Below are 17676 nucleotides of genomic sequence, written 5' to 3'. Positions count from 1 at the left end.
GTGCCCGCCCGAGCCCTCCGTGGAAGGAACGCCCCTTCCACGGTCCCCGGCCGCAGGTCACCATCCGGTAGTCCTTGTGCGACGGCGGGTGGCCTACAGGACATAGCCCTTGGCCCCCACGAGAATCGACCGGCTCAGCAATGAGTGGAACTCGGAGCGAGGACTTCCGTGATTGATGACCCCCACCGCGAAGAGCGCCAATCGGCTCCAGACATTCCATTCGACATAGGCGGACCCCTGCCCGCTGCCGTCCACCAGATTGAGCGAATACCGGAGCTGCCAGGTGGGCCCGCTGTCCGCCTGATTGTTCTGCACTTGCAGGAACAGATAGTGGCGCCCCAGCAGTGCGAGCCCATTGTTGAGCGCGGCCCCCAACGTCTGGCCCGCGAGAGGCGAGGCAGCGGAGGAAGTCGTCAGCGTCTGCGATGCGCTGGCGGCGATGTCGAAGTACCGCACGCCATCCGCCCACCGGTAGCCTTCATTGTTGCTCAGGTACTCCAGATAGACGGTGTGGCCTGAATTCAGCGTGTAGCCACCCCCGACGAGCGCGGAATAGAAGAGCCGGCGGTCCCCGGCATGGCGGGGCAGGAATCCGCCCCCCACGGGTGTCGGCAGCCTCTCCGGGTACAACGCCGCGGTCCCCTGACGCAGCCCCCCTTCCACGTAGACGAGCAGCGCTTCGTTGACGGTGGCCTGTCCGAACGCACCGAAGCGGGGACGCTCGTCGGTCCACCGCTTCGAGGCGTTCAGGCTCGCGACGTAGACATCCGCCGTGTAGTCCACCTTCAGCAGCGACAGCGCCTTGAAGCCGTCATCCCGCTCCCACTGCCAGTCCCCGCGCCCGTCGCCGAACTGGTGCATCAGCGAAATGGACAGCGCGGACGTGGGCGACCAGGCCACCTGGGCCACGTCCACGCCGAGCAACTCACGCAGGGGGTTGCCCCGGCCATTCTCGAAGTAGATGGGATTGCTGGGCGAGCGGAAGTTGGAAGGCCCCCAGGTGAGGACCTCCCTGCCCACCGACACGGCGAGCTCCTGGACCGGATAGGCCGTCACGCCCCCCTGGTTCACCCAGGCGTCGAGCCGCGTCTCCGGGCCACCATCTCCGAAGCGCCGCCACTCGAAGCGGGCACGGGGCTTCAGGCTCAGCACGAAGGTGTCCGCGGTGAACTTCAAATCGAGCCGCCCCTCCACCTCCGTCTGACCTTCCGGAAGGTGGGCGATGAGGTTGCCCGGATTGAGCAGGCTGTTCTCCCTCAGCCCTCGCTCGCTGTCGTAGGCCAGCACCTGGAGGCTGGCGGAACCCTTGTCCCGGAGCTCCTGGATGGCGCTGGCCTCGACAGTCGTTCCAACCCCCACCGCCAGCAGGCCCGCCAGCAGGCGCAGTCCCTGCGTGGCGGTGACTGTGCTTCGTCTCGAGCGCATCCTGCTCAATTCCCGAGCCGATTGACGTCGAACTCCGCCCGGGCCAGCTCCGTCACCTGCACGTCGGAGTACACCAGCGTCGTCCTGGCGGCCGTGAGCGCGTCTTGAATGGTCATCTTGCTCACGAAGGGAATTGTCTTTCCTTCGTGCGTGAGCTGATTGCCATACTCGAAGGTGGCGGACTTCAGCAGCTTCCCGGAGAGCGAGAAGAAGTCCGCCTTCACACCCACCAGCCGCTGCTTGGAAACCCAGTAGGTGATGCGGTCATACGTGCAGAACGTGTTGACAGCTGTCAATTCCAGCACGTAGCTGGCTTCGCCGTTGACCTCCTCCTCGCGGAGCAGCTTGCCCTTGTAGTCGACGGCGTAGTTCGTTGAAGCGATGTCGCCCTGTGAGGCCTGCCCCGAGAGCTTCTGCCTCGGGGAGATGGGAATCGGCTTGCGGAGGCCCGGACGGCTCATCCACATGTTCCGGTCCACCTGCAGCAGCTTGGAGCCCTTGAAGCGCACGGGCTCCCGTGTCTCCGCGAGGCTGGCGGTGGCATTGGCCTTCAAAGTGAGCAACCGCTCGGGCTCCGAGTCTGCACCGTGGGTGGGCATGATGCGGACCGTCCAGCGGATGCCGGGAAGCCCGCCGCCGCGCGCGCGGTCCGAGGACTTGAGGATCTCCGCCGCCTCCGGCGCGGCGGCCCGCGCGGAGCCCGCCAATGACAGCAACAGCCCCGCGATGAGAAAGAGTGCGTTCTTCATGGTGGTGTCTCCCGCGCGGTCAGACATGGCCCAGAGAGTCGATGATCAGCTTGCGAGCGGCGGTCCGTGCCGGGAAGAAAGCCGCGCCGATGCCCAGCACCGAGAGCATGACGAATGTCCTCGCCATCCGGGGCACGTCGAGGTCGACCATGAGACTGACCACGTTGGACGAGTTCGGCGGCGTGTAGGTGATGCCCGCGCTGTTGACGGCAAGGCGCACCAGCAACGTGAAGAGCACGCCTCCGGCGCACCCGAGCACCACGAGAATGAAGGCCTCCGTGGTGAAGAGCCGCAGGATGCCCGAGCGGCGCAGGCCCATGGCCCGCAGTGTGCCGATTTCCCGGGTCCGCTCCACCACCGTCATGCTCATGGAGTTGACGATGCTCATCACCACCACGATGAAGACGTTGCTGAAGATGAAGGCGAAGATCATGTCGAACAGCCGCTTGACCTGCGAATAGAAGCTCGAAAGCTCCAGCCACGTCTTGAGCTCCACGTCGAAGCCCGCCTCCTTGAGCTGGGCCGTGAGCTGCGTCCGGGCTTGCTCCGTGAACTCCTTGTCATCCAGCAACACGATGAGCCGCTCGGCGCCGTCGAAGTCATACAGTGACTTCGCCAGGTCGAAGGGCAGGTACAGGAACTTGTCGTTGGTGCCGACATTGCCTGTGTTGAAGGAGTCCACGATGTCCACGTCCAGCGCGTTGGCCTGCCCCGTCACCGTGCTGACCAGCAGCGCAGCCGAGTCCCCGGGCTTCAGGTCCAGAATCCTTCCGAGGTCCTCGGCCGTCGCCACCCCGATGGGGTTGTCTGCCTTCAAGTCGCCGGAGAGCTTGCGCTGGAAGTCCCCCTGGAGCTTCTTCACGTCCGCGGGAACCATTCCCTCGCCAATGAAGACGGTGGACGCCGCACCGTTGGACACCATGCCGCTGAGGGACATGCGCGGCGTCACGAGCACCGTGTGCGGGTATTGCCGGATGATGGGCTCCACCCGAGCCAGCTCATCCTTCGTGAACATGTATTGAGCCGGGTGGAGCCTGCCCGCGGTGCGCAGGCCGCTCTTCATCACCGTCAGATGCCCCAGCAGCTCTCCGTGGATGGCCTGTCTGGCCAGCCCGCTGTACACATACTTGATGTACCCCGCGAAGAGGCTGATGGATGCGAAGCCGAAGCCCACCGAGATGAGGGTGACGAGGCTTCGGCGGTGGTGCTTCAGGATGTTCCGGAACCCGATGGTGAAGTAGTTCATCGCACAGTCTCGTCCGCTTGGAGCAGGCCGTCCTTGAGCAGGAGCTTCCGGTCGACCAGGTCCAGGAGACGCGGATCATGGGTGGTGAAGATGAAGGTGACTCGCTTGGAGCGGTTGAGCTCACGCATGAGCTTGACCACCATGTAGCTGTTCTCCGAGTCCAGGTTGGCCGTCGGCTCATCCGCCACGACGATGGAGGGGGCGGTGACGAGCGCACGCGCAATCGCCACGCGCTGACGCTGGCCGCCGCTCATCTTGTCCGGACGGACGTTCGCCTGACTCTCCAGGCCCACGTCCTTGAGCGCCTGGCTGGCGCGCACTCGCGCCTCGGAGGCACCCACGCCCTGGATCTGCAGGGGCACCATGACGTTCTCCAGGGCGCTGAGCACGGGGACGAGGTTGAAGCCCTGGAAGACGAAGCCGACCTTGCGGCTGCGCAGGTCCGCGAGCGCAGTGTCCGACAGCTTCCCGATGGGCACTCCTTCCAGTGCCACCTCGCCGGAGGTGGGGGCGTCCACCAATCCCAGGATGTTCATCAGGCTGGACTTGCCGCTGCCCGAGGGCCCCCAAACCGCCACGAACTCACCCCTGTGGATGCGCAGCGAAACACCTTTCAGTGCCTCGACCTTCGCTTCCCCCAGTACGTAATCGCGCCTGATTTCACTCAGGGCCAGGAGCACCTCCTGTCCCGCCGTGCTCTTCGCCGCAATGACCGCTCTGCTCGCGGCCCCTTCCACGTTGGCCATCTCAGTCTTTCCCAATGTCAGAGCGCTCGGACCAACGCCGCGCCGGCGCTGCCCCCGAACGAGTAGGAGTGTGCCAGGGCCGCCCGGACCGGCCGGTGTGCCTGGGAGTGTCGCACCAGATTGAGCCCGAACTCCGGCTGCTCGGTGCCGACCTGGAGGGGCAACCCGCCACCGCGGACGGCGCCGATACAGGCCAAAAGGTTGAACATGTCGCTGGCGGATTCCGCCTCGCCCGTGAGGGCCTTCAGGCTGCTGAGCGGGACGGTGCTCGCCGCGGCGCCCAGCGCCGTGCGGAGGGCGGCCGCTTCCGCCCTGTCCAACGACTGGGTGGAGTTGCTCGCGGCGGCGATGTAGTCCACCGCCTCGGGGGAAACCGCCGCGCCACGGAGCGCCTGACTCATCGCGGAGGCCAGTCCCCTGCCCTCCGGGTGATGGGTGCCGAAGCCGTGCCCGTCATGCGCCACACCCAGCCCCGCGATTTCCGCCAGGGGCGTGGCCCCCCGCGCCCGCGCGGAGGCGAGCGTCTCCAGCACCACCACCGCCGCGCCCTCCCCCATGATGAAGCCATCCCGTCGCGCGTCGAAAGGACGACTCACATTGGAGTCACTCAGCACGCCAATGTCATCCATGTCGTGGTGGGTGGCGGTGGTGATGAGGTCGAACGTGCTCGCGATGATGGCGTCGGCCCGTCCGCCGCGCAGGGCCTGCGCCGCCAGGGAGAGCACCTGGAACCCGCAGGCGTTTCCCGCGCTGATGGCATAGTTGGTGCCGCGCCAGCCCCAGCGGATGCTGAGCGCGCTGGCCACCGCGTTCGTCACCGTCTCCTGGAAGAGCAGTGGCTGGACGAAGCGTGGCTCGCTGGTGATGATTCGGTGCCAGATTTCCTGGCTGACCTCGGCATTGGCCCGGTACGTCCCCAGGAACACGCCCACCCGCTCCGGATTCCACGTGGAGGGGCCATGGCCCGCCATCTGGAGCGCCTCCTCCGTGGCGAGCATCGTGTACTGCGTCCCCCGGGGCGCGCGCCGGAGGTTGTTGGAGCCCGTCAGCGCGGCCAGGCTCGCGTGCGGGACACGTGCCCCGTGCGTGCAGGCGCACCCGGAGGTATCGAAGTCCTCGATGGGGCGGATGGCACTGCGCCCCTCGGCGAGCGCGCCCAGCAGGGCGGGGACACCTGCCCCGTAGGGGGACACCGCTCCCATGCCGGTGATGACAATCCGCATGTTCTCTGCTTCGTCCGTCATTCGCGTGGAGCCAGCCATGAGCGTCCCCTTTCTTCTCCGGCGGAGATTCTTGCGTGAGACATCAGCCCTCCCAGCGCCGGAAGACCATCGCGGCGTTGTTGCCCCCAAAGCCAAACGCGTTGGCGAGGACCGCTTCCAGCTTCGCGGGCCGGCTGCGATGGGGCACGTAGTCCAGGTCGCACTCGGGATCTGGCGTGTCCAGGTGCAGCGTGGGCGGCAGGAAGCCCTCGTTCAGCGCCACCACCGCCGCCGCTGCCTCCATGGCCCCGCTCGAGCCCAGGCTGTGGCCGACCATCGCCTTGATGGAGCTGACCGGGACCTGACTCCGCTCGCCAAAGACATGCTTGATGGCCCGCGTCTCGATGACGTCATTGGCCGGGGTACCCGTGCCGTGCGCCTTGATGTAACCAATCTGCTCGGGCTTCATGCCAGCGCTGTCCAGGGCCGCCTGCATGGCTCGCGCCGGGCCACGTCCCGTCTCATCGGGCCGGGTCATGTGGTAGGCGTCCGTGGAGCCGCCGTACCCGGCGAGCTCCGCCAGGATGCGCGCCCCGCGACGCGTCGCATGCGCCTCGCTCTCCAGCACCCAGAGCGAGGCGGACTCACCCAGGAGTGTCCCGTCGCGGTCCTTGCTGAAGGGCCGCAGCTTGTCGCTCGCCAGTGAGCGCAGGACGCCGAAGCCGGCCTGGGGCATCTCACTGAGCGGATCCACTCCGCCCGCGAGCATCACCTCGGTATGACCCGAGCGAATCGCATCCACCGCCACCCCGAGCGCATGCAGGCCCGCGCTGCACGCGGTGGACATGACCAGGCTGAGCCCTGCCAGCCGGTAGTGGCTGGCCACCTGGTCGCTCATCGCACTGATGAAGCTGTCGACCACCAGGGCCCGCCACGGCTCCTTCGGACCCGCGCGACCGCGCCGGTAGGGGTGGTGGAGCGCGGCGTAGCCCTCCTTCGTCGCCGGCATCCCTCCCAGGTTGGTTCCGAGCACCACGCCGATTCTCGAGCGGTCCTCGACGGCCAGGTCCAGCCCCGAGGCCGCCAGTCCCTGCGCCGCCGCCACGCGAATCATCCGGGTGCCGCGACTGAGGTAGGGCAATTCCTCGGGGCTGAAATGCGCCGAGAAGTCGAGGTTCTTCAGCTCCCCGGCGGACTGGCAGCGGTGCTTGCTGGCATCGAAGTGGGTGACCGGGGCAATGCCGTCACGCCCCGAGCGCAGCCCCTCGGAAAACTCCGCCAGGTTGTTGCCGATGGGCGTGAGAACGCCAATTCCGGTGACGACGACCCTGTTGCTCATCCTGTTCCTCTCAGCGGTTGTTGCGCGATTCCTCGAGAACGCCGGCCTCCTGCTGGCGGCGCGCTACATCACCAGCCCACCATTCACGCGCAGCACGTCGCCGACCACGTAGGCGCTCTCCGGAGAGGCCAGGAAGAGCGTGGCGTTGGCGACGTCCTCCACCGTCCCCAGCCTGCGGATGGGCGTGGCCTGGATGAACCCCTCGCGGACACCCGGGCGCTTCATCAGCCCCTCCACCATCTCCGTCTCCACGAAGCCCGGTGCCACGCAGTTCACCCGGATGCCATGCGGCCCGAGTTCCCCCGCCAGGGTCTGGGTCAATCCAATCAAGGCCCCCTTGGAGGCCGCGTAGGGCACCTGTCCCGCGCGCCCCCGGATTCCGGCGGTGGAGGACATGTTGATGATGGCGCCGCGCCCCTGCTTCATCATGGGACCGATGACCGCCTGACAGCAGGCGAGCGCGCCATAGAGGTTGACGTCCAATGTCTCGCGCCAGGCCGCGGCCTGCATCATCATCAGGTGCCCGTCCCGGCTGATGCCGGCGTTGTTCACGAGCACGTCGATGCGGCCGAAGTGGGAGAGCGCCGCGTCCCGGAGCTGTCCTGGGACGTCCGGGTTCGCGACGGAGCCGGGCACCAGCACGCAGCGCCGCCCCTTCGCCTCCACCTCCGCGGCGGCCTGCTGCGCGGCCTCCGTGCTGCTCCCGTAGTTGAGGACGATGTCCGCCCCCTCGGAGGCGAAGGCGAGGGCAATGGCCCTGCCAATGCCACGCGAGCCCCCGGTGATGATGACCGCCTGCTGCTGGAACCGCTGGCGTGCTGCCTGGGATTCACTCACCACAAGCCTCCGGTGGCTGACAGGCGCTGTCCCGTCATGAGGTTCGCCGCGCTCGAGACCAGGAAGAGCGCGGCCTCTGCGATTTCCTCCGCGCTCCCGGGCCGCCCCAGGGGCCCCAGCTCGCCGTCGAGCCGCTCGCGCTGCGCGGGGGGAAGCTGCTCGACTTCTTCCGCGAGGAGGTGGACCGCCAGGGTGTTCACGGAGATTCCGTGCCGTGCCACTTCGTTCGCCAGCGAGCGGGTCATCGCGGAGATGCCTTCGGCGGCCACCCGGCTCGCGCCCCCGGGAGCGACATCCAGGAGGTTGAGGATTCGCCCCGAGCGCTTGCGCATCATCGGACGGATGACCTCCTTGCAGAACCAGGCCGTGCCGCTCAACTGGCGCTCGAGCAACGACTTCCACTGCGTCGCGGACAGGTCGCGCAGCCCGCCGGGCTCGCGGCTCAAGGACGCGTTGACGAGCAGGTCAAGGCCTCCCAGCTCCGTGGTGACGCGACGGACCACCGCGCCCACCGCCTGGGCATCCGAAAGCTCACAGGCCATGGCGAGCTCCGCACCGAGCCCCCTGGCCAGTGCCGTCGCCGCCTCCTCGTGCTCCGGCAGGAATACCAGGGCCAGACGCGCCCCCGCCCTGCCAAGGCGTCGCGCAATGGCACTGGCGATGGGTTGTCCCGCGCCGGTGACAATCACCACCTGCTGGTGGAGCAAGCCCTCGACGAACGGCGTGACCTTTTCCGCGCTACTCATTGGTCCCTGAACCTCTCTGGGAAAGCACCATGAAGCCGCTGGCGACCGGCACCGCTCCAATCCAGGCCTTGACCTCGACCCGGACCGTGGTCCGCCATCTCTTGAGGATGCTGGCTTCCATCCGCAGCACACTGGCGGCCGGGATGGCTGTATGAAATGTCATTGCCTCGATGCCGCCGAGATACCAGACCGACGCGGCCTCGCCGTCTCCCCCGCGCAGGAGCAGGATGGCCACCTGCCCCAGTGCATCCACCAGCAGGCAGGAGGGCAGCGTGGGTTGCGTGTCTCCGAAGCGCTCGAGCATCACCTCGTTGGCGGAGACCTGCTTGAGCGCCCTGCCGAAGCCCGGGGAGAGCTCCTCCACGGAGTCGACCAGGAGCATGGGAAACCGGTGAGGCGTTCCCCCGTAGATGCGGGCCATCGGGTGCTCACTCATGGGTGGCACCTGCGCAACACCACGGCCAGGGCGCTGCCCTCTCCCCCCAGGGCGGTGACCAGCACCCACTCGGGCTCGAGGCGCCGCGCCACACCGGATATCAGGTTGAGCTGACATCCAGGCGTGGAGTGCGTCCTTCCCGCAATGCCTGGCACCCAGCCCGTGTCGACGGCCAGCGCGCCCAGCAGGACGGCCAGGGTGCCCGCGGCGCTGAAGGTCTCTCCGAGGACCGCCTTGGGACAGGTCACCGGTATCCGTGCCGCGTGGGCACCGAGTGCCTCGTGCAGCCCGCGGTACTCCCAGCCGTCGAAGTCCCTGTGGCCGTTCGCGCCGGAGAAGACGGCTCCCAGTTGCTCGGGCTCGATTCGGGCGGTGCGCACCGCGTCCCGCACCGCGCGGACCAGGGTGCGGGCCTGCTCCGCGAGCGGGCCTCCCCGGTGCCCGGTGCCCGCCAGCTCCGCATAGACGTGCGCGCCGCGCGTCCGGGCCTGCGTGTGTTCCTCCAGCACGAGCGCGCACGCCGCCTCGCTGACGCGCATTCCGTCCGACTCCTCGGTGAAGGGCTGCGCCGCGCCCCGGCGGCGGAGCCACCCCTGGAGCGACAGTCCCTCGAGGAGCCTCGGGCTGAGCGTGTCCGCGCTGCCCACCACCATCCGCTCGGCCTGGCCCGCTTCGATTTGCTGGCCGCCGAAGCGAATCGCCTCCAGGCCCGCGGCCCACCCCGAGCACAGGGTCGCGTTGGGCCCGCGAAGGTCGTGCACCATGGAGATGTAGCCCGTGGCCGCGTTGGTGACGGTGTTCTGGAACACCAGCGGGTTTCCGTAGCGCGCGCCCCGCTCCAGGATGCCCGCCAGGTACTCCTCGTTGGTGGGCAGGCAGCCGTAGCCCGAGCCGAACGCAATGCCTGTCTGGTGCGGCTCCCCGGGCGCGGCTCCGAGCCCGGAATCCTCGATGGCGAGGGTGGTGGCGGCGAGCGAGATTCGTCCGAGCCGGTCCATGTGCCGCACCTGGGCGGGCTGCTTCTCGAACGTCGCCTCTGGAATCCGCTCCAGCGCGGGTGCGGAGGGCTCCGGTGTGCCGGCGGGCGCGGCGTCGCCTCGTGGGAAGAGCTCCCAGAGGGCCGCGTGGCCCGCGGCCTGGGGGCATACCGCGCCGAGTCCACTGATGACGATGTTCCGGCTCATCGGACCACCCTCCCCGCTTCCGGGAGGCGGCGGGCGACGAGGGCGACATTCGCCCCGCCGAACGCGGACTTGGTGCTCATCAGGACGTCGATGCGCCGGGCGCGACCCTCGCCTCGCACCACGTCGACGTCGCACCTCGGGTCCAGCTCCTCGCAGTGGAGGGTGGGAGGGATGAAGTCGCGCTCCATGCCCAGCACGGAGCCGATGAGCTCCAGCGCGCCCGAGGCGCCCAGCGTGTGGCCGAAGGAGGACTTGAGTGAGTTGACCGGCAGCGACGCGGTCCGCTCGCCGAAGACACCGCGCAGGGCATGACACTCCGCCGGGTCATTGGCCGGCGTGCCGGTGCCATGGAGGTTGACGAAGTCCACCTGGTCCGTCGTCAGGCCGGATTGTCGCAATGCGAGGCTCATCGCCCGCTGCAGCCCCCGGCCCTCCGGGTGGGGGCTGGTGGGGTGGTGGGCATCACCGGCCGTTCCCCAGCCGCACAGCTCCGCGTGGATTCGCGCGCCCCGCTTGAGGGCGTGGTGCAGTTCCTCGAGCACGAGGATTCCCGCTCCCTCTCCGAGCACCATCCCATTGCGTCGGTGGTCGAAGGGACGGCACACGGTGGGTGTCATGGCGCGCAGGACGGAGAAGCCACTGAAGCTGAGGTGCGTCAGCGCGTCCGCGCCCCCCGCCAGCATCACCGAGGCCCGGCCATGGCGGATTTCGTCCAGGGCGCGGCCGATGGCGAGGCTGCTGGAGACGCACGCCATCGTCACGGTGGAGAGGACGCCGCCCAGTGCGAACCGGGCCGCGACGTTGCGGGCAATGGAGGAGAAAGGAAGCTCCCCGAAGAGCGTCCGGCGCGCCGCCTCGCTTCCGGAGCGCATGAAGCGCTCGAGGGAGAGCGCCGGTCCGCGGCTCGTGCCGAGCATCACCCCCGCCTCCTCTCTCCAGCCCGTCTGCGCTTCGAGGCCGCTGTCCCGGAGGGCCTGCTCCGCGGCATGGAGGGCCAGCTGTGACACCCTGTCCACCCCCTCGTCGGAGAATCCAGGCAGGTCCACCTCTCCCGCCGAGTACGCCCGCCCCTCGATGCCGAACTGGCGGGACTCGCGGATTCCACTGCGGCGCTCCAACAAGGCTTGCGCGAGCTCCCTGGAGGACAGCGCATTGGCCGCGGTCACCCCGAGGCCCGTGATGACGACCCGATGTGTGCTCACGAGGTGGCCTCCAGGGGAACATGTGCCGCGGTGTCCACCAGGCCGTCATGGCCTGGAATGATGTGGCGGTACTCGCTCAGGAGCTTCCTGCGTGTATGGCTATAGAGCTCGACGTCCTGGGCCAGCTGGAGCTCCCGCTCGGCGTTCTCCTGCAAGGTCTTTCGGGTGAAGAGTGCATCCCCCGCGACGAGGATCTTCCTCGGCGCGTCCTCGCTCCCCGTCTGGGCGCGGTGCGCGACGACGGAGATATGGCCATGGGTATGTCCCGGAGTGGGGAGCACCTCGACCTCCTCGGTGAGCCAATGACTGCCTTCGACGGGGACGAAGCGTGAGTCCTGCTCGAGCACCCGGTTGTAGAACTCGATGTTTCGAGTCACCTCGCGCACGATGGACCGGACGTAGAAGTCCTTCACCGTCTGGTAGTTCTCGCGCAGCAGCGCCGAGGTCGAGGCCTTCCCGGGAGTGCCATCCTGGTGATAGGCCCTGATGAAATGCGCGTTCTCGATGAAGTCCTTGGCGCCCACGATGTATCGCGCATTTCGAAACAGCAGATGGTTGCCGCAGTGGTCGTAATGCAGGTGGGTGGCGACGACCACGTCCACGTCATCAGGCGTCAGTCCCCGCTCCTTGAGTGCCAGCACCAGCCGATCCGCGTCGTCGCGCAGCCCGCTGTCCACCAGGATGTTCCGCTTCTGGGATTGCACGAGGGTGACCGTGGAGCGCAGCCGCGGAAATCCACTTCCCTGGATGAGCACATTCAAGAGCATGGTGATGTGTTTCCTTGCGACTAGGAGCCGAGCATCAGCTCGCCGTCAGCGACGAGCTCTTCGCCCACCCGTGCTTCGACCTTCACCTGATGGACGGTGCCGAGGCTCTTGAGGTGCGTGGCCCGAACGCGGAGCTGGTCTCCAGGGACCACCGGGCGGCGGAAGCGCATCCGCTGGATGTTTGCCATCACCCCCGGACGTGCTGGCTTCGCGGATGTCTGTTCCGCGGACTCCCCCTCGGGGAGGCCGCGGGTGCGAAGCATGACCCCGGCCACCTGGGCCATGGACTCGACAATCAACACACCCGGCATGATGGGGTGTTCGGGGAAGTGCCCCTGGAAGAAGGGCTCGTTCGCCGTGACGCACTTGATTCCCTCGGCGAACACGCCGGGCTCCAGGCTGTCGATACGGTCGACCATGAGCATCGGATAGCGGTGCGGCAGGAGCTCGAGGAGCTCCTGGATACCGAGCCCGGACGGCGCTTGCGGCCGCGCGCTATCCAACTGCGGCCTTCCTTCCACCTTCGGAGATCAGCCGGCTGACCAGCGCCGAGAGCGTGTTGATGGAGCGGAACTCCTTCGCGACGCTGTCGTCCGCGATGATGACGCCCCACTTCTCCTCGATGCCGACCACGATTTCCAACGCCTCGACGCTGTCGAGCCCCAGGCCGCCAGCCTCACCACCCTGCGAGTCACCACCGAACAGCGGTGCCCCATCCGGGATGCTCGCGGGGTCGATGCTCAACCGCAGGCGGTCCACGATCATGGCCTTCAGGCCAGCCTTCAACTCTTCGATATCGGGTTGCATCAGCAGCTCCTCATGTTGGGAAGGCAACGTACAGAGCACCTCTGACATCGGGTGCTCAGCCGGGAGATGTGAACGGTGATTCAGCTTCTCGGAATTCAAGACGGAGGGTCGCGCCAGTCGAGGAGGAGCGGGCTGACGACGTTGACGCGGATGCCGCGCGGCGCATCCAGCGCGGCGGCGCGGCCAAAGCCTTCCACAGCGAGACTGCGGCCACGGCGGCAAGGAATTGGAGTCCGCTACGCTGGCACCCTGGCTTCTGCCCTGTTCAGCCTCCTGAGGCTGCTCGTGACGGCGACGCCGGGCGAGGCCGCCTGTCCTGAGTCTCCAGCCGATGGGCTAGACTGTGGACATGCTCCGCTCGCCCCTCGTCACCCTGACTCTCGCAGCAACACTCGCGGTTGCGACCGCGTGCTCCTCGTCGGACCCGATTCCGGGCAAGGACCCGGGCCCGACACCGAACCCGGACCTTCCGAAGGTCGTGCGGTTCGATGCGAACCCCGCGACCATCGCCTCGGGTGAGTCCCTCAAGCTGACCTGGGAGGTCACCGGCGCGGACACCGTCTCCATCAACAACGACGTGGGGGAGGTCCGCGGGACGTCGGTGGACGTCCGCCCCGCGGCGACGACGACGTACACGCTCACGGCGACCAACAAGCGTGGCAGCGCGACCGCGAACACCACCGTCGCGGTGAGCACGTCCGGTGGGACGGACCTCTCCGGCAACCTCACGACGCGCACGCTGCCGCTCGCGGGCTCGCCGTACCGGGTGACCGGGGACCTGACGGTGCCGGAGGGGAACCTGCTCACCATCGAGCCCGGCGTCCGACTGATCTTCATGGGGCACTTCAAGCTCGCCGTGTACGGACGCATCAGCGCGAAAGGCACCGCCGCGGCCCCCATCGTCTTCACCGCCAACGAGCCCACCCGGGGCTGGGCCGGCCTGCGGCTGGCGTCCACGTCGGACGACGGTGAGGACAACCTGGAGCGCTGCATCTTCGAGTACGGCAACAAGGACGGCGGTGAGAACGGCGCGGGGCCGGATGGCGCGTACTCCGAGGTCGCCGGTGGCGCGCTCTGGATTGGCTCCCGCTCGAACGTGAACGTGAACTACAACGAGTTCCGCTTCAACAAGGCGCCCGTGTACGCCGGGGCGCTGATGCTGATTGCGCCGACCAGCTCGGGCGTCGCCACCGGGAACAACTTCCACGACAACGAGTGCACCGGTCCTCGGACCCAGTTCGGGGGCGTGGGCGGGGCGGTCAACACCGCGCACCTGTCGTCCAGCAACGAGTGGACGTTCCGCGGCGGCGAGTTCCGCAACAACACCGCGAGGGAAGGTGGAGCGCTCTACTTCTTCGACAGCAACGTGGTGCTCGACGGGATTGCCATGTCGGGCAACACCCCGGACAACTGGGGGACGCCGGAGCCGCAGCGGCTGACGACCATCAACACGCCGCGGTAGCGCCGCCCCCCCAAGCCGCGCTGGGAGGAAGTCGCGTGAGCCGGACGGCCTCACGCGCCCCCTGGCATGGAAGTTCCGCTGCAAGGCGACAGCGGGCAGGCAGAATTTTTGAGATGGCGGGCAGGGGCGGCCCCTCACTTGAGCGGGAGAAGACCTCCCTCGAGACGGCACGCTGGGCGGTGCCAGAGGAAAAGACAATGACAAGGAGTTCCGTACCTGGCGTGCTGCTGGGTCTGTTCGTGGCCATCGGCCTCGTGGTTCCCGGTGTCGCGCATGCCTACGCCGACCCCCTCGTGCGTGTCCCCTTCGTGGGCCGTGCCTGGACGACAGGCGCCAGTATCTGGGTGGGCACCGCGGCGTCCTTCGGGGACGCCGCGGGTGAGACGCTGACCCTGCGCGCCCGGGAGGCGACCGCCTGCGAGACCTGCTGGGTGGCCACGGTGCAGATGACGGATTCGGGAACCGGCAGTGGCTTCCGCTCGTGGAAGGGCGCCCTCGACGGACTGAAGCCCAACACCCGGTATCACTATGGAATCTTCGCCTCGGGCTTCACGGGCGAGCGCGGTGGCTTCTATTTCAGGACCGAGCCTACCGGGCCGGCCCGCTTCAAGGTCGGCGTCGCGTCCTGCATGAACGGCGCGAATGCGCCGAGCCAGCCCTCGTGGGACATCATGCACGAGCAGCTCAACACGGGAGAGCCCAACATCCAGCTGCTCGTGGGGGACAACATGTACACGACGGAGAGTCCCCCCTCGAAGGACCACTTCTGGTTCAAGTACTTCCAGCAGCGCAACGTGCCGCAGTTCACGAACGTCTTCCGCGCGTTCCCGACCTTCGCCATCTGGGATGACCACGACTATGGTCCGAACGACGAGGATGGCACCTTCGCCCAGAAGGACGTCGCCCGCGCGGCGTACGCGGACCTCTACCCCCACCCCCCGTTCGCCGGCGATGGCATCAACCACAAGTTCGGCTGGGGCGGCGTGGCGTTCTTCATGATGGATGACCGCTGGGGCCGCGACTGCCCCAGGTCCATGCCCGCGGGATATTCACCGAAGATGTACGGCACCACGCAGTTCAGCTGGCTGAAGACCGAGCTGAAGGCCTCCACCGCGACCTTCAAGGTGATTGTGAATGGCTCCACCCTGGGCAACGAGTGCTGGGGAACCCAGAAGCAGGCGCTCTTCGACTACATCGCCGACAACAAGATTGGCGGCGTGCTCTTCGTGACGGGTGACATCCACCGGAGCCTGCTCACCGACAGGACTCCCGCGGGGGGCTACCCCCTGTATGAGCTGATCTCCTCCGGAATCGGCTCGCCCAGCACGCCCGCCGAGTACAGCTTCGGCATCATGGAGTTCAACCTGACGCTGGCGGACCCCACCGTCACGCTCAAGGTCATCCAGAATCCCCAGCAGCGCTCGTCCATCTCAGGAACGGGCGTCACCGTGACCACGAAGACCCTGAAGCGCTCGCAGCTGCAGAACTGAGGACGGCTCGGGCCATCGCCGCCGCCCCTCCAGCTCCTCCCAGGGCTTCCCCGGGAGGAGCTTCTTCTTGGGACTCACTCGAAACCGGGGCCGTCCAGTAGCAGCTCCAGGTTCGACGCGGGCACCTCCACCTCCACCTCGCGCATCGGGTGGCCGAACTTCTCCACCCGGAGCCGGGCGCGTCCCGGCACGAGGCCCGACAGGGCGAAGCGTCCCCGGGCATCCGTGCGGGTGCTGCTCACGCTCGCTCCGTCCCCCATGAAGACCACTTCCGCCTCGCCCACCGGCGCGCCCCGCGCGTCCCGGACGCGGCCGGACAGGGTGAGGCCCTCTCGCAGCACCAGCGAGACAGGCGCGGACTCCTCGTCCCACGCCTCCACCGGGACGGGCGCGGACGCGAGGTAGCCCGGAGCGCGCGCCTTCGCGAGGTAGCTGCCCGGGACGAGCCCTCCGAAGTGGACGCTCCCCCGGGCGTCCGTGCCTTCCTCCCGCACCGTCTCCCCGCGCCCCTCGCCCACCAGGGAAAGGGACACGGCGGCCTCCTCCACGGGCTCCCCGCGCTCACCGAGCACCTTCACGTGCACCGACGCCGCGGGCGCCAGGGAGAGCTCCAGCGGCTCGGTCCGTGGCAGCCGCAGCTCTCGCGTCACGGAGAGGAACCCCGAGCGCTCGACGCGCAGCTCATACGTGTCCTCCGCGAGCCCACGCACCTCGAAGCGTCCATCCGCACCCGTGAGCACCTCCTCCGCCCCGCTCCGCCCTGGTCCCATGAGGTGGAGCCGTGCGCCCTCCATCCCCAGCCCCTCGGGGCCCAGCACGCGGCCCGCCAGCACGCTCTCCAGCGGCAGCTCGACCTCGACTTCCGTCCCGGGGCCCGCGCCCACCTCGATGACCCGCTGCACGGCCCCATGGCCCGGCGCCCGGACGATGAGGACATGGGGGCCCGGCATCAGCGGAGCGGCCCGGAAGTGTCCCACGTCCTCCTCGCGCCAGACGACCTCCGGTGCGGCGGGAGACTGGACGCTCGCGCCCTCGAGCAACCGGCCCGAGCGCGCCTCCACCACCCGGACGCGGAGCCCGCCCGCCGTCACCAGGGAGATGTCGAGCCCCGAGGTGTCCTCGCTCAGGGGCTCGATGGCCCGCTCGCCCACGCCCGTGGCGCTCTCGGCGAGCAGCTCCGTGCGCCCGCTGCAGTCGAGCCCCTCCAGCACGAAGCGGCCCGCGCCGTCGGCCCGGACCTCCGGCCCTCCCCCGCGCGGCCTCACCCGGGCCCCTGGCGCGGGGACGCCGCGCTCGAGCACCCGGCCCTCCACGCGCAGCGCGCAGGGCAGCATCACGGTGACGGGCCGGGACGCGGAAGCGAGCACCACCCGCTGGCCATGGCCCGCCGCGCGGGCCCACACGCCATGGCGTGCCTGGGGGAGCAGCCCCTCCACTTCGAAGGCGCCCGTCGCGTCGCTCTCCACCTCTCGCAGGCGCAGCACGGGCGCCAGGCTCACCACGGTGACGCGGGCCCGGGCCACGCCACCCGCCACGTCCACCACTTGGCCCGTCAGGCGCTCACCGTCCGTCACCACCAGGCGCACCTCGGCAGGGCCGGGGTGCACGTCCAGGGCAAGCGCGGCGGGCCGTCCTTCCACCTCGGCCACCAAGTGGTAGCGGCCCTCGGGGACCCGTAGCAGGAAGTCTCCGTCCGGGCCCGTGGTGCAGGTGGCCCGCGGCGGCGCCTCCCCTGTTTCCGCGGCCACGTGCTGCTCCAGGCCCTCTCGCGTCAGGGCGGGCCCGGCCTCGAAGGCGAGCACCCGGGCCGCCACGGGAAGGCCCCGGCCATCCTGGACGTGGCCGCGCAGCGCGGCGCGCTCATGGGCCTCTGGGGCCGACGCGGAGGAGTCCGGGCCCGTACCGGCGGCCCGCGCCTTCGCGGAGTCCCTTCGCCCCTCCGTGCCGCCCGTCGCGATGGCCAGGAGGAGCGCCAGCAGCAGGAGCAGGGCTCCTCCCGCGACAAGCCTGTACCGCATCGGAAAAGTCCCCTTCTCGG

General features: G+C 68.5%; 17 protein-coding genes. 2 read left to right on the top strand and 15 right to left on the bottom strand.

The annotated features are described in order from the left end of the window. Positions 1 to 93 precede the first annotated feature (93 nt). From ACX9TP_RS18920 to ACX9TP_RS18855, 14 genes are all read right to left on the bottom strand, one after another. Positions 94 to 1425, bottom strand: a complete 1332-nt coding sequence (locus ACX9TP_RS18920; RefSeq protein ID WP_482981128.1) for a hypothetical protein — start codon at positions 1423 to 1425, stop codon at positions 94 to 96. A gap of 5 nt (positions 1426 to 1430) precedes the next feature. After that, positions 1431 to 2174, bottom strand: a complete 744-nt coding sequence (locus ACX9TP_RS18915; protein ID WP_482981127.1) for an outer membrane lipoprotein-sorting protein — start codon at positions 2172 to 2174, stop codon at positions 1431 to 1433. Between the two features lie 19 nt (positions 2175 to 2193). Further along, positions 2194 to 3420, bottom strand: a complete 1227-nt coding sequence (locus ACX9TP_RS18910; protein WP_482981126.1) for an ABC transporter permease — start codon at positions 3418 to 3420, stop codon at positions 2194 to 2196. Next, on the bottom strand, positions 3417 to 3998 hold the full coding sequence (locus tag ACX9TP_RS18905) for an ABC transporter ATP-binding protein (RefSeq protein ID WP_482981125.1): 582 nt from the start codon (positions 3996 to 3998) through the stop codon (positions 3417 to 3419). The genes ACX9TP_RS18910 and ACX9TP_RS18905 overlap by 4 nt, the downstream gene beginning before the upstream one ends. Positions 3999 to 4183: 185 nt before the next feature. Next, complete coding sequence (locus ACX9TP_RS18900; RefSeq protein ID WP_482981124.1) at positions 4184 to 5410, bottom strand: beta-ketoacyl-[acyl-carrier-protein] synthase family protein; 1227 nt, start codon at positions 5408 to 5410, stop codon at positions 4184 to 4186. A gap of 61 nt (positions 5411 to 5471) precedes the next feature. Further along, complete coding sequence (locus tag ACX9TP_RS18895; RefSeq protein ID WP_482981123.1) at positions 5472 to 6707, bottom strand: beta-ketoacyl-[acyl-carrier-protein] synthase family protein; 1236 nt, start codon at positions 6705 to 6707, stop codon at positions 5472 to 5474. A gap of 63 nt (positions 6708 to 6770) precedes the next feature. Then, entirely contained in the window at positions 6771 to 7544 is a 774-nt protein-coding gene (locus ACX9TP_RS18890) for an SDR family NAD(P)-dependent oxidoreductase (protein WP_482981122.1), read from the bottom strand. Further along, positions 7541 to 8290: an SDR family oxidoreductase gene (locus ACX9TP_RS18885; protein WP_482981121.1), complete on the bottom strand. Its 750-nt coding sequence runs from the start codon at positions 8288 to 8290 to the stop codon at positions 7541 to 7543. Before ACX9TP_RS18885 ends, ACX9TP_RS18890 begins: the two co-directional genes overlap by 4 nt. Further along, positions 8283 to 8711, bottom strand: a complete 429-nt coding sequence (locus tag ACX9TP_RS18880; RefSeq protein ID WP_482981120.1) for a 3-hydroxyacyl-ACP dehydratase FabZ family protein — start codon at positions 8709 to 8711, stop codon at positions 8283 to 8285. The genes ACX9TP_RS18885 and ACX9TP_RS18880 overlap by 8 nt, the downstream gene beginning before the upstream one ends. Positions 8712 to 8722: 11 nt before the next feature. Further along, positions 8723 to 9910: a beta-ketoacyl-[acyl-carrier-protein] synthase family protein gene (locus tag ACX9TP_RS18875; protein WP_482981119.1), complete on the bottom strand. Its 1188-nt coding sequence runs from the start codon at positions 9908 to 9910 to the stop codon at positions 8723 to 8725. After that, positions 9907 to 11112 carry a beta-ketoacyl-[acyl-carrier-protein] synthase family protein gene (locus ACX9TP_RS18870; protein ID WP_482981118.1) on the bottom strand — a complete coding sequence of 402 codons (1206 nt, stop codon included), beginning with the start codon at positions 11110 to 11112 and terminating at the stop codon, positions 9907 to 9909. The genes ACX9TP_RS18875 and ACX9TP_RS18870 overlap by 4 nt, the downstream gene beginning before the upstream one ends. Then, positions 11109 to 11879 (bottom strand): MBL fold metallo-hydrolase, encoded by a 771-nt coding sequence (locus ACX9TP_RS18865; protein WP_482981117.1) that lies wholly within the window; start codon positions 11877 to 11879, stop codon positions 11109 to 11111. The genes ACX9TP_RS18870 and ACX9TP_RS18865 overlap by 4 nt, the downstream gene beginning before the upstream one ends. A 20-nt stretch (positions 11880 to 11899) precedes the next feature. Further along, on the bottom strand, positions 11900 to 12382 hold the full coding sequence (gene fabZ / locus ACX9TP_RS18860) for a 3-hydroxyacyl-ACP dehydratase FabZ (RefSeq protein ID WP_482981116.1): 483 nt from the start codon (positions 12380 to 12382) through the stop codon (positions 11900 to 11902). Beyond that, complete coding sequence (locus tag ACX9TP_RS18855; RefSeq protein WP_482981115.1) at positions 12375 to 12686, bottom strand: acyl carrier protein; 312 nt, start codon at positions 12684 to 12686, stop codon at positions 12375 to 12377. The genes fabZ and ACX9TP_RS18855 overlap by 8 nt, the downstream gene beginning before the upstream one ends. A gap of 349 nt (positions 12687 to 13035) precedes the next feature. Between ACX9TP_RS18855 and ACX9TP_RS18850 the strand changes: the two genes are divergently transcribed. After that, complete coding sequence (locus ACX9TP_RS18850; RefSeq protein ID WP_482981114.1) at positions 13036 to 14148, top strand: hypothetical protein; 1113 nt, start codon at positions 13036 to 13038, stop codon at positions 14146 to 14148. 221 nt (positions 14149 to 14369) lie between these two features. Next, entirely contained in the window at positions 14370 to 15638 is a 1269-nt protein-coding gene (locus ACX9TP_RS18845) for an alkaline phosphatase D family protein (protein ID WP_482981113.1), read from the top strand. A 74-nt stretch (positions 15639 to 15712) separates the two neighbouring features. Here ACX9TP_RS18845 and ACX9TP_RS18840 read toward each other — a convergent pair whose 3' ends face one another. Then, positions 15713 to 17656: an MSCRAMM family protein gene (locus ACX9TP_RS18840; RefSeq protein WP_482981112.1), complete on the bottom strand. Its 1944-nt coding sequence runs from the start codon at positions 17654 to 17656 to the stop codon at positions 15713 to 15715. Positions 17657 to 17676: the final 20 nt, after the last annotated feature.

The organism is Pyxidicoccus sp. M15 (genome assembly GCF_056858435.1).
This window is presented reverse-complemented; position numbering and strand designations above follow the sequence as displayed.